Genomic DNA, 12,101 nt, shown 5'->3' on the forward strand with positions numbered 1-12,101 from the left:
CAAAACGACTGACAATAAAAACAAAAGGTGGTTTGCATGAAAAAGATCAGTAAACAGGGGCGCATGCGAGCCCAGCGGGCGATGGTACTGCTGGCGGTCGGGGAAATGGCGTTGGGTTTCGGTGGTGCGGTGTTGGCGGCACCGATCGAACTGTCCAACCCGGACTTTCACCTGCGTTGGGACAACACCCTGCGCTACAACCTGGGGATGCGCATGGAGGACCAGGACCGGCGCATCATGAACAACCCCAACTACGATGAATCCGACGGTAAGTTCGACAAGGGCGACATCGTCACCAACCGTATCGACTTGCTCACCGAACTCGATTTTGCCTACCGCAAGGACTGGGGAGCGCGGCTCAGCGCTGCCGGCTGGTATGACCAGGCGTACCACGATAACGATGTGCGCAGTCATGTTGCCGGATTCCAGACCAGCTATGACAACGATCATTACAGTTCGGAAGTGAAGCGCTACGTCGAAGGCCCCTCGGGGGAAATACTCGACGCCTTCGTCTGGAAGAACTTTCGCCTGGGCGATGCATCGGTGAACGTCAAGATTGGCCGCCATACCAACTTCTGGGGCGAAGGATTACTGTTCGGCGCCCATGCGATTTCCTACTCGCAAGCGCCGCTCGATGGCGCCAAGGCGGTGACCAGTCCTGGCATTGAAACCAAGGAAGTGTTCTTGCCCATCGGACAGATATCCGTCAAGGCTCAGGCCACCGATAACCTGACCCTGGCCGCGCAGTATTTCTACGAGTGGGACTACACGCGCATCCCGTACGGCGGCACCTACTTTGGCGCGGCGGACCCGTTTTTCGAAGGCCCGGACCGCTTGCCGGTAGCCCCGGGTTTTTCCTTCAATCGGGAGAAATCGAAATACGGTCGCGACTCCGCCAACTGGGGTCTGATGGCCAAGTACGACGTTGAAGCGATTCAATCGACGTTGGGTGCGTACTACCGCCAGTTCGATGATTACCAGCCCTGGCTGGCGCCAGAAATTTCGGCTGCCACCGGCAGCTACCGCCTGGTATACCCACGCAGCGTCAAACTGGTCGGCCTGAGTCTTTCGACTGTGCTCGACACGGTGTCGATCGGTAGCGAGATCTCGTATCGCAAGGGCGGTGCCTTGAACGCGGTCGGCGTCGACCCCTCCGACAACGAAGGGCCGCGTGGCGATACGTTCCACTTCGTCGCCAACGCCGTGTACGGCGTGCCGCGTAACTTTATCGCCAACAACGCCACCCTGGTGGGCGAGTTCGCCTACAGCCATCTGCGCAAAGTGACCGAGCACGAAGAGCTTTATCTGGGTGAGAACAGCAGTAACTGCGTCGATCCACGAGTGGGCACGCCCGGCTCAGGTGGCAAACGCGACGGCTGTTCGACCCGGGATTACGCGGCCATCGCGGTCAATTACACCCCGCAATACCTGTCGGTATTCCCGTCCTGGGACATGACCGTACCGCTGACCGTCAATTATGGTCTGTCGGGCAACGCCGCCAGCGCCGGCGGCGGTAACGAAGGCGCGCTGACCTGGTCTGCGGGCGTGCAACTGACCTATGCCCAACGTTACGAATTTGGCTTGCGTTACTCCGACACGGACGCCCAATCGAAAAATATCCCCGGGGACACCGTCGGGGGGAACGGCGCCGTGGGCGGAACCGACCGTGGCTGGCTGGCCTTTACCTTCAAAACCTCCATCTAAAAGAGCCAAGAAGCGGAGTACCTGTTTATGAAAGGACAATTTGCATGGGCATTGGCGCTGTTGAGCATCGCTACTTGCAGCCAGGGGGCGGCACCGGCCGACCAGGTGGCACAAATCGGTAAAACTGTGACGCCGTTCGGCGCGATCATCGCGGGTAATGCCGATGGCAGCATTCCCCCGTACACGGGTGGCCTGACGCAGAGCCCGCCAGGCTTCAAGCCGGACAGCGGATTCTGGGCCGACCCCTTCAAGGATGAAAAACCGCTGCTGCGGATCAACTCGAAAAACATGGAGCAGTACGCCGACCGCTTGAGCGGCGGGCAAAAAATGCTGCTGAGTAAATTCCCCGACTACTATCTGGATATTTACCCCACCCACCGCACCGCGGCGTACCCGCAAGCGTTGCTCGATGCCTCGCTGCGCAACGCCAGCAACTGCCGCACGACCAAGGACAACCTTGCGGTCGATCCGGCGTGCCGAGGGGGGCTGCCGTTCCCGCTGCCGCAAAACGGCAACGAGGTCATCTGGAATCAGCAACTGCGCTACAAGGGCACGGGGTACACCACCACGGCATCGTCCAACAGTTGGGTAGTCGATTCCCAGGGTTCGGTGACCAAGACCGCCGAGTCCGCGACCATGGAAGAGGCGCCGTACTACCAGACTCAGCAGGCCGATCGCGATCCGCAGTTGTATTACCGCGCCTGGGCGTTGGACAGTTACCCGGCCCGCAGCGCCGGGCAACTGATCATCCTCGCCGACTACCTCGACCCGCAAAGCCAGCCACGGCGTGCCTGGAGTTACACTCCAGGGATGCGCCGCATCAAGTTGGCGCCGGAGTTCGCCTACGACACGCCAGTGCCCAACCAGGGCGGTGTGAACCTGTTCGACGAATTGCAGATGTTCTCCGGCAGCCAGGACCGCTTCGACTACAAACTATTGGGCCGCAAGGAGATGTACATTCCGTACAACGCCTACAAGTTCTACTTCAGTTGCGGCCAGGAAGAACAGTTCAAGCCGCATCATGCCAACCCGGTTTGCGAGCGCTGGGAACTGCACCGGGTGTGGGTGGTGGAAGCGACCCTGAAACCGGGTAAACGCCACGTCTACAGCAAGCGCACTTACTACCTCGACGAAGACACCTTTGGTGCCGGCCTGTATGACGCCTGGGACCAGGGCGGGGTGATGTATCGCGCACTGTTCCAGAGCGGCGTGCAGCTGTACGACAAAAACCTGCCGTACACGGTGAAAAACGTCAGCTATGACTTCAACAAAGGCATGTGGTCATTGCTCAACGATGGGCTCAAGGGCGGGTATCGGGTACACGATGCGCCATTATCGGAGCGCGATATGAAACCTGAGTCGATTGTTTCACAGGAGACACAACGCTGATTTCATCGAGTGGACACGCATTTGCGGCCTGAGAGGGCCGCTTTTTTTGTCCGGATTTTATAAAAAGGCAGCCCTGCGACTCATATTTAAATGAACACATATTGGAAATGTGTTTATATTATTAGAGGTGCAGTTATCCCTTAAATTGATCCGAATGCCCTGCGAGCGGGTCGTTCGGTCTGCTGGCTAATTACAACAAGGAGAACGCCATGCTGATTGATGTCCACGCCCACTTGCTGACTGAGGGCATGCTGAACCGCCACGAGTTTTGGGGGCCATTCATGAAAGTGCAGGGGCTGACCGTGGGGCATTTTTCCCTCGGCACCAAGCAACCGGCCAAAGCCGCGACGGATGCCGAAGCGCAGGCCAATATCCTCGCGCGCATGAGCCACGCCAGCCGTCGCAAGCTGATGGCCGAGCGGGGTGTCGACAAACTGGTGATGTCGACGCCGTCTCACTGCTTTATGTATTGGGCGGGTGATTTCGCTAATGAATACGCACGCATTTGCAACGACGAGTTGTCGGCATTTTGCCGGGCTGATCCCGACCACTTCGATTTCTGGTGCCACGCCAACCTCGCGGATCCGCTGAATGCGGCCAAGGAAATCGAACGCGCGGTGACTCAGTTGGGCGCCAAGGGTGTGTGCGTCGGCGGGGCCAACTTCAATGGTCTGGAGGCTCACGACGAACGCCTGTTCCCCGTCTGGGAAAAACTCACCCAGCTGGATGTACCGATCATGGTGCACGGCTTCAACCAGTCGATTTACTGGGGTGAAAAACACACGGACGACAAGTTCGAAACCACGTCCATCGTTGGTGACTGCGTCGATGAAACGCTGTTCTTCTGGTACCTGATCTGCGGCGGCGCGCTGGATGTTTTCCCGACGTTGAAAACCTACATCACTCACGCCGGTGGCATGGCGGTGTTCCAGTTGGGGCGCCTGAGCGAACTGAATCGGGCCATGGCACCGGACTCGCGCAATCAGCGGCCGTTGATGGATTACCTGCAGAATTTTTACTTCGACCTCGACGTTCATGCGCCCGGCTTGCGTCGCGGTGTTGCCGAGGTGGTGGGGGCGGAGCGTCTGCTGTACGGCACCAACTTTGGCGGGGCCTATGACCATGGCGATCTGACCGAAGGCATCGGCTTGTCTGCTGAAGACCGCGAGAGGATTCGCAGCGGTAACGCGATTGAACTGCTCAAGCTGAAGGTGCCGGCCAACGCTGGTCGGGTGCTGACACCGTGACGGATAGTCCGCTGGGGCGGCCTTACCCGCAGCGCAGTGGACGCCTGCCTCGACACCTGAGCGAGATCGACGCCGCCTGGCTTACGCAATTATTGCAGCCACGCTACCCAGGCATCGAGGTGCTGGCGTTGACGGCGGTGGAGGTACGTAACGGGCACACCACCAAATTCCGCGTCAGACTTGAGTTGAATGAGGTCGGTCAGCGCGCGGGTATTCCTGCGCACGTGTGCCTGAAGTCGAATTGGTCCGAAGGTTTCGAGAGCGGCGATATCTGTGAGCTGGAAGCGCGCTTTTATCAGTTGGCGAGCGGCTGGCCCGACGCGCCACTGCCAGAAATCTATTTCACCGACTGGGACGCCGATGGAGGCGGCCGAGGCGTGGTGATGATGGAAGACCTCGGCCTGGCCGCGGGGCAATTTGGCCATAGCACCGATCACCTGGGCGTGGACGGTGTGGCTCGGGGGCTGGAATCACTGGCGACCTTGCATGCTGCCACCTGGAACAGTCCGCAGCTACGGGGCCAGGGCTGGCTGCCGGTGTCGATGGCCAACCCGGTGGACAGCGACGGCCTGCTGCGCATGTACAACTACATCAAGGTCAATCTGCGCAAACCGGAATACCACCGACTGTTGCCAAAGTGGATGTACCAGACACCGGAGTTATTCAGCCATGCCTTTGACGAATTGGCAGCCTTCGAACGGGAGCAGACGTCACCCGGCTGTCTGATCCATGGCGATTCACATCAGGGCAATAGTTTTTTACGCAGCGACGGTCAGCGCATCTGGCTGGATTGGCAGCTCGCCCGGTATGGCCGGCCATGGCGCGATGTCGCGTACTTCATGCTGGGTGCGTTGACCGTGGCGGAGCGTCGCGCCGATGCGCAGCGATTGCTGGCGATCTACCGCGACAAATTGATCAGCCTCGGTGCCGAGGGTGTGCTCGACCAGGATGCGGCCTGGGAGCAATTGCGGCGTTGGCCGGTTTGGGGGATGCAGACCTGGATGTCGAACATGGATGAATGGGGGCAGGCGGGAATGCCGATGGTGGAACGTTTCTTCGCCGCCGCAGAAGACTTCGATACCGTACGCTTGCTGACCCATGGTCGTAAGCCTCGGCGGACGCCTTTACTTGGGCAGGATGCGCGGCCACTGACGCTAGCCTACCAGCACCTGTTGGAAAAATGAGCGAGACCAACCAGCAAGAGTGTGGACTCGCTCGACAATGCAAAACCACGGGCAAGTCAGTCACTTAGCGGCTTCGGTCAGGACCCGTGCGGGTTTCCATTGCGCCAATCCAATCCCCAGCAAAATCAATCCGCCGCCGACCGCGTGGTACAGGTGCAATGTTTCCCCCAGCAACACAATCGCCAACACCGCGGTAAATAACGGGACCAGGTTCATCAGCACGGCGGTTTTTTCCGGCCCCAGGGTTTGCAGGCCTCGCATCCATAAGCCGGGTGCCAGCGCCGAGGCAAACAGACCCGCGAACAACACCAGCGGGACATTACTGGTTGTCAGGGCTATCGAAGGGGCCAGCAAAAAGGGCGGCACCAACAGCAGAGTGCCGCAGATTATTTGCACGTAAAGGCTTTCCCAGGTCGGCAATGGAATCTGCCAGCGCTTGACCAGCACGCAGTACAACGCGTACGACAGCGAGGCCAGCAACATCATCAATTCCCCTCGGCCAACCCCGTGTGCCCAGAGCGAGGGCAGGTTGCCTGCGGCCAGCAACCACGTCAGCCCGGCAAACGACACCAGAGCGCCGACCAATAACGTCACGGTCGGTCGGGTATTGAGCAGGGGAAAGGCGAGCAGCACGGTGAGCAGGGGCATTGTCGCCAGGATCAGACCCATGGAAGTGGCGCTGACAGTGTGCGCAGCGAAATACGCCAGCGACTGGTACAGCGACATGCCGAGCAAGCCCAGCAACCACAGCTTGGGCAGGTGCGGCCGAATCTGCCGCCGCAACCGCCAGACCCTGGGCAACAACACCGGTGACAACACCAGCAGCGCGACCAGCCAGCGGTAAAAGGAAATGGCGGCGGGGTCAATCACCCCAACCGACAGGCGATTGACCACGGTACTGGCGGCCCAGATCAGTGTGGCAAGAACAGGGAACAGCAAGTTCATCACGGGTGCGCCAACGTTGAGGGTGCGCAGTGCGCAGTGCGCACCGGAGCGGTTATCGATGTGTAATCGCGTTATTCGCTGGCAGCGTTACGTGCGGCGATCGTCGCGGCAAAATCGCGTTTAAGGGTTGGGAAGTAGGCGATCTGTCCGCCCATGCCGCCGGCAATGTCGATCGAGGCGGCGCTGATGAAACTGGCATATTCGCTGGCGAGAAACAGTGCCATGCCGGCAACGTCTTCTGGTTTACCGTAGCGGCCGAGCGGTACGACCTTCATCACCATGGCATCGAATTCCTCGCGACTGACGCCCGGTCCCATTTCCTTGTAATGACGGTCCCACTGGCCGGTATCGATCCAGCCCATGTTCAGGCTGTTGACCAGGATATTGTCCTTGGGCAGCGACATGCCCAGCGAGCGGGAGAGGGCGATGCACGATGCGCGGTTAATCACCGAAGGGATGCCGTCGGGCGTTGGAATCACCCCGGCCAGGGCGTTGATTTCGATGATCCGCCCCCAGCGCTGTTCACGCATGAACGGCACCACCGCCTGGACGAAGCGGAAATGCCCCATTTGCAGAATGTTGGCATGTTCGAGGATAACTTCCGGGGTCAGGGTGTCGAGGTTGCCGCCACGGCCTTGACCGGCGTTGTTCACCAATACATCGACCCCGCCCCACGCGTGTGCAACTTCAGCAACAAACGCCTTGACCCCCTCACTGTCCGTCACGTCGACAGCCCGGGCAATCACCGCCTGAGCGTGTTCCGCGAGTTGCGCGCCGACTTCGCGGACGTCTGCCTCGCTACGTGCGCATATCGCTACCCGTGCCCCTTCAGCGGCGAATGCCCGGGCGATGGCCAGACCAATGCCTCGGGAAGCGCCTGTGATGATCACGCGCTTGGCCCTCAAATCAATATTCATGGTGGCTCCTCTTGTTTTTTTTCTGCCGGTTCAACTGCCGTTTTTCCTGCGCAACGCCACGAGTTCTGTGGGTATGACAGGGCTATTGAAAGCCTAAAGCCGAATAGCGTCAAAGTTTATTTGAACGTTTATTAGTTTTGTGTGCAGTATTTACCGGTTGGAGCACCTTTGCTGGAACGATTCTTCACTTTGACGGGTGTGCAATTCTATATAGAGAATTGAAATCTTTATGTGGAATTTTATTTTGCGATCCGTTACGGTGACTTCAGCTGAGGAGGAAAGCGGTTCTGGATGCGTGCCAGACCTCTTGAGCGGACTGTCCAGGCGAGACATTCAACGATATTGTGGGGTTGCGCAAATCGCTGGAAGGACCGTTTGAACGCACATAGCGACTGAAAATAACAATAAAAGGTAGTGTGTATGAATCATAAGACCAAGCAGAGTCGGCTGGTACTGGCTCAAGGTGCGCTTACGCTGATGATGGTTGGGGGCGCTCAAGGCGTCATGGCGCTCTCGTTCGATCTGCCGAACCCCGACTATCGCCTGCGCTGGGACAACACAGTCCGCTACAACCTGGGCATGCGGACTGACAGTCAGGACAGTCGCATCATGAACACGCCGAACTTCGACGAGTCCGACGGCAAATTCGATAAAGGCGATATTGTTACAAATCGTCTCGATGTGTTGAGTGAACTCGACTTTTCCTACCTCAACGAGTGGGGCGGACGCCTCAGTGGTGCAGGCTGGTTCGACCAGGCATATAACGATCACGATGTGAAAAGTAACGTGCCCGGCTACGCCACCAGCTATCACAACAACCGCTACAGCGATGAAGTGAAACGCTACATGAACGGCCCTTCGGGAGAGATTCTCGATGCCTTCGTCTGGCGCAACTTCAACATCGGCGAGACACCGGTCAACCTGAAAGTCGGTCGGCATACCAACTACTGGGGTGAGAGCTTGCTGTTCGGCGCACACGCCGTTTCCTACTCCCAGGCACCCAGCGATGGTGTGAAAGCCTCGACCAGTCCGGGTATCGAAACCAAGGAAGTGTTCCTGCCGGTCGGGCAGATCTCGGCCAAGGCCCAGGTCACTGATCACCTCTCTGTTGCCGGTCAATACTTCTATGAATGGGAGCCCACTCGCATTCCTTATGGTGGTACCTATTTCGGCGCGGCCGACCCATTGTTTGAAGGGCCGGACCAACTTCCAGTGGCGGCTAACGGAGCGACGTTGCAGCGTCAGGATTCGCGCTTCGGTCGCGATGGCAAAAACTGGGGTGTGATGGCCAAACTCAACGTTGAAGAAGTCGAATCGACGTTCGGCGCCTACTATCGCCAGTTCGACGACTACCAGCCTTGGCTGGCCCCGCAGGTCAAAGCCGCACTCGGCTCGTATCGCGTGGTTTACCCACGAGGCGTGAAGCTGGCGGGTGTCAGTTTCGCTCGCGTATTCAACACGGTGGCGGTCGGCTCTGAACTGTCCTACCGCATGAACGGTGCCTTGAATGCCACCGGCGTCAGCGCGCTGGACGACGAAGGCCCGCGCGGCGACACCATTCACTTTATTGCCAACGCTGTTTACGGCGTGCCGCGTAACTTCATTTCGAACAACGGGACCCTCGTCGGTGAGTTCGCCTACAGCCACTTGCAGCGCGTGACCGAACACGAAGAGCTCTATAAAGGTGTCGGAAAAGCCGCCTGCACCAACGCCAGAACCCCAGGCATCGCCGGGTCCGGCAGTGAGTCGGATGGCTGCTCCTCGAAAGATTATTACGCGGTCGCGGTCAACTACACTCCGCAATACATCTCGATCTTCCCTTCCTGGGACATGGATGTACCTCTCACTGTCAATTACGGCCTGCATGGCAACGCACCAACAGCCGGTGGCGGCAGCGAAGGTGCGCTGTCTTACTCCGTTGGCGTCAAACTCACTTATGCCCAGTTGTATGAATTCGGCCTGCGTTATGCCGATACAGCGGCCCAACCGAAGAACCTGGCCAATGGCACCGTCGCCGGTAACGGTAACGTAGGTGGTGAAGACCGCGGCTGGCTGGCTTTTACCTTCAAGACCTCCTTCTGATAAATCAAACAAGAATCGGAGAACGTGTTCATGAAACGTCCACTTGCATTAACTGCCGTCCTGATGAGTTTTGCGACCTGTAGCCTCACAGCCGCCGCTGCTGGCGACGCCTCGGACCTGGGTAAGAGCCTGACGCAGTTCGGAGCGATTCAGGCCGGTAACGCCGATGGCACGATCCCCGCTTACGAGGGCGGCCTGACCACCGCACCAGCGGGTTTCAAGCCCGACAGCGGGTTTTGGGTTGATCCGTTCAAGGATGAAAAACCCCTGTTTCGCATTGACGCCAAAAATGTCGACAAGTATGCGGACAAGCTCAGCGAAGGGCAGAAAACCCTGATCAAGAAATACCCGACTTACTACATCGACATTTACCCAAGCCATCGCACCACCGCCTATCCCAAAGCGGTGCTCGATGCCACCGTGCGTAACGCCGGCAGCTGCACGATCCAGAAAGACGGCCTAGCCGTTGATCCATCCTGCCGTGGCGGCCTGCCGTTTCCGATTCCGAAGACCGGCAACGAAGTGATGTGGAACCAGCAGGTGCGCTACAAGATCGGCACCGGCTACTCGACCACGTCTTCGTCCAACAGCTGGGTAGTCGACGCCAACGGCTCGATCACCAAGACCGCCGAACAGGCGACATTCGAAGAAACCCCGTACTACCAGGTGACTCAAGCGGATCGCGATCCACTGATGTACGCCCGGGTGTTCTCGCGCAATGACTATCCGGCCCGGCGCTCCGGTGAAGTGGTGGTGCTCACTGACTTCCTCGATCCGTTGGCAAAGGCCCGTCGTTCGTTCAGTTATTCCCCAGGCCAGCGCCGGGTAAAACTGGCACCGGAATTTGCATTCGATACGCCCGTGGCCAGCCAGGGCGGTGTGACGCTGTTCGACGAACTGCAAATGTTCTCCGGCAGCCAGGACCGCTTTGACTACAAGCTGGTTGGTCGCAAGGAAATGTACATCCCGTACAACGCTTACAAGTTCTACTTTGGCGTCGGCAAGCAGGAAGATCAGTTCATGCCGCACCACGCCAACCCGGCGAACGAGCGTTGGGAGCTGCATCGGGTGTGGGTCGTGGAAGCGACGTTGAAGCCGGGCATGCGCCACGTCTACAGCAAACGCACCTATTACCTGGATGAAGATACTTTCGGGGTCGGCCTGTATGACGCCTGGGACAAGAGCGGCGCGTTGTATCGCTCGATCTTCCTCAGCGGCGTTCAGCTCTACGACAAAAACATTCCCTACAACGTGAAAAACGTCGTGTATGACTTCAACAAAGGCATGTACGCGTTGCTCAACGATGGTTTGAAAGGCGGCTACAAGTTCATCGACAAACCACTCTCCGAGCGTGACATGAACCCTGAAGCCATTGTGGCCCGGGTCACCCAGCGCTGATGTGATTTCGCCTGTCCTGCCTGCCGGTTTGCGCATCAAGCCGGGCAGGCAGAACAGGTGAGTTTGCCACGCGGGATGGTTAAGGAATAAAAATAATGACTAGCCCTTGCCCTGCTTCTTTTCTTCTTTCTACTTCGCGCCTGCTCCTGGCTGTCGCGTTGACGGTCGGCGCGAGCTCATTGCTGACAACGCCTGCCTACAGCGCCGCCGCGTTGTCGGCCGACTCGCTCGACGTGCCAGCGCAGCGGGTCGATGAACACCTGCCCGCACCCTTGCTGTCGGTCGCCACGGCGGGCAACACGATGATCGGCGTCGGCCTGCACGGGTTGATCCAGCGCTCCACCGATGAAGGCCGCACTTGGCAACAGGTCGCTAGCCCGGTGTCCAGCGATCTGGTGCAAGTACGGTTTCGCGGCGAGCGTGATGGCTGGATCGTCGGTCACGATGCGGTGGTCATGCACACCACCGACGGCGGTGAAAGCTGGCAAGTGCAACTCGACGGGCGCCGCCTGTTGACCTTGCTTAACGCTTACTACGGCCCTCGCGCTGAACAAGGCGATGAAGTCGCCGCCCAGATGCTCAAGGAAGTGGCGATGGCCGCCAGTACCTCGGCGACGCCGGACGTGTTGGCCGCACCCTTTCTCGATGTGATGTTCGATGAGCACGGCAGCGGGTTTGCCGTGGGTGCCTTCGGCATGTTGTTGCACAGCACGGACGACGGCCAGAACTGGCAACCGTGGACCGAGCGCAGTGACAACGATCGGCGCATGCACCTGTATGGCCTGGCGGAACAGGCCGGCACTTTTTACATCGGCGGTGAGCAGGGTCTGCTGCTGCGCCTGGATGGTCAGCAACAACGTTTCGTGAAAATCGATACGCCCTACACAGGCACGTACTTCGGCGTGCGCGCCTTCGACGGTCTGCTGCTGGCGTACGGACTGCGCGGCAATCTGTTTGCCAGCCGTGATGACGGCCAGCAGTGGCAGCCGGTGGCAACCAATCTCAATAGCAGCCTCGTCAGCATCGTCGAGCAGGGTGATGCCTTGATCGTCGTGAGCCAGGGTGGGCAACTGGTCAGTGTTGACCGGCAGAGTTTGCAGGTCACGCCGCTGGCAGACGCGCGGGTAGGCGAGGTGTATGCAGCCAGTGCCACCAAACAGGCTGGGAGCCTGCTTGTCACGCGCTTCAGCGGCGCCAAGGTCATCGATATCGCCCAGGCCAACTAACGCCGTCGG

9 protein-coding genes are annotated in these 12,101 nt (G+C 58.9%); 7 read left to right on the plus strand and 2 right to left on the minus strand.

The features are described from left to right. The first annotated feature begins 36 nt into the window (after positions 1 to 36). From BLU63_RS21040 to BLU63_RS21055, 4 genes are all read left to right on the plus strand, one after another. On the plus strand, positions 37 to 1,704 hold the full coding sequence (locus BLU63_RS21040) for a DUF1302 domain-containing protein (protein ID WP_083376106.1): 1,668 nt from the start codon (positions 37 to 39) through the stop codon (positions 1,702 to 1,704). A 27-nt stretch (positions 1,705 to 1,731) separates the two neighbouring features. Continuing rightward, positions 1,732 to 3,093, plus strand: coding sequence for a DUF1329 domain-containing protein (locus BLU63_RS21045; protein WP_083376107.1), 1,362 nt, complete (start codon positions 1,732 to 1,734; stop codon positions 3,091 to 3,093). Positions 3,094 to 3,302: 209 nt separating this feature from the next. Then, positions 3,303 to 4,340 (plus strand): amidohydrolase family protein, encoded by a 1,038-nt coding sequence (locus tag BLU63_RS21050; protein WP_083376108.1) that lies wholly within the window; start codon positions 3,303 to 3,305, stop codon positions 4,338 to 4,340. Continuing rightward, positions 4,337 to 5,524, plus strand: a complete 1,188-nt coding sequence (locus tag BLU63_RS21055; protein WP_102594486.1) for a phosphotransferase family protein — start codon at positions 4,337 to 4,339, stop codon at positions 5,522 to 5,524. The genes BLU63_RS21050 and BLU63_RS21055 overlap by 4 nt, the downstream gene beginning before the upstream one ends. A 60-nt stretch (positions 5,525 to 5,584) precedes the next feature. On the opposite strand, the gene BLU63_RS21060 is transcribed toward BLU63_RS21055, so the two are convergent. Next, on the minus strand, positions 5,585 to 6,469 hold the full coding sequence (locus BLU63_RS21060) for a DMT family transporter (protein ID WP_083376109.1): 885 nt from the start codon (positions 6,467 to 6,469) through the stop codon (positions 5,585 to 5,587). 71 nt (positions 6,470 to 6,540) lie between these two features. Then, on the minus strand, positions 6,541 to 7,386 hold the full coding sequence (locus BLU63_RS21065) for an SDR family oxidoreductase (RefSeq protein ID WP_083376110.1): 846 nt from the start codon (positions 7,384 to 7,386) through the stop codon (positions 6,541 to 6,543). A 420-nt stretch (positions 7,387 to 7,806) separates the two neighbouring features. On the opposite strand from BLU63_RS21065, the gene BLU63_RS21070 reads away from it, so the two are divergent. The 3 genes from BLU63_RS21070 to BLU63_RS21080 all read left to right on the plus strand — a co-directional run bounded on the left by BLU63_RS21070 (position 7,807) and on the right by BLU63_RS21080 (position 12,092). After that, positions 7,807 to 9,468: a DUF1302 domain-containing protein gene (locus tag BLU63_RS21070; protein WP_083376111.1), complete on the plus strand. Its 1,662-nt coding sequence runs from the start codon at positions 7,807 to 7,809 to the stop codon at positions 9,466 to 9,468. A 30-nt stretch (positions 9,469 to 9,498) separates the two neighbouring features. Next, on the plus strand, positions 9,499 to 10,866 hold the full coding sequence (locus BLU63_RS21075) for a DUF1329 domain-containing protein (protein WP_083376112.1): 1,368 nt from the start codon (positions 9,499 to 9,501) through the stop codon (positions 10,864 to 10,866). A 95-nt stretch (positions 10,867 to 10,961) separates the two neighbouring features. Further along, positions 10,962 to 12,092, plus strand: coding sequence for a YCF48-related protein (locus BLU63_RS21080; protein WP_083376113.1), 1,131 nt, complete (start codon positions 10,962 to 10,964; stop codon positions 12,090 to 12,092). Positions 12,093 to 12,101 lie beyond the last annotated feature (9 nt).

The sequence above is a fragment of the Pseudomonas mandelii genome (genome assembly GCF_900106065.1).
In the GTDB taxonomy this organism is placed as follows: domain Bacteria; phylum Pseudomonadota; class Gammaproteobacteria; order Pseudomonadales; family Pseudomonadaceae; genus Aquipseudomonas; species Aquipseudomonas mandelii.

Coding starts and splice junctions, on each gene's coding strand:
- BLU63_RS21070 (WP_083376111.1), top strand. CDS start 7,807: ATGAATCATAAGACCAAGCAGAGTCGGCTGGTACTGGCTCAAGGTGCG.
- BLU63_RS21050 (WP_083376108.1), top strand. CDS start 3,303: ATGCTGATTGATGTCCACGCCCACTTGCTGACTGAGGGCATGCTGAAC.
- BLU63_RS21065 (WP_083376110.1), bottom strand. CDS start 7,386: ATGAATATTGATTTGAGGGCCAAGCGCGTGATCATCACAGGCGCTTCC.
- BLU63_RS21040 (WP_083376106.1), top strand. CDS start 37: ATGAAAAAGATCAGTAAACAGGGGCGCATGCGAGCCCAGCGGGCGATG.
- BLU63_RS21080 (WP_083376113.1), top strand. CDS start 10,962: ATGACTAGCCCTTGCCCTGCTTCTTTTCTTCTTTCTACTTCGCGCCTG.
- BLU63_RS21045 (WP_083376107.1), top strand. CDS start 1,732: ATGAAAGGACAATTTGCATGGGCATTGGCGCTGTTGAGCATCGCTACT.
- BLU63_RS21060 (WP_083376109.1), bottom strand. CDS start 6,469: ATGAACTTGCTGTTCCCTGTTCTTGCCACACTGATCTGGGCCGCCAGT.
- BLU63_RS21075 (WP_083376112.1), top strand. CDS start 9,499: ATGAAACGTCCACTTGCATTAACTGCCGTCCTGATGAGTTTTGCGACC.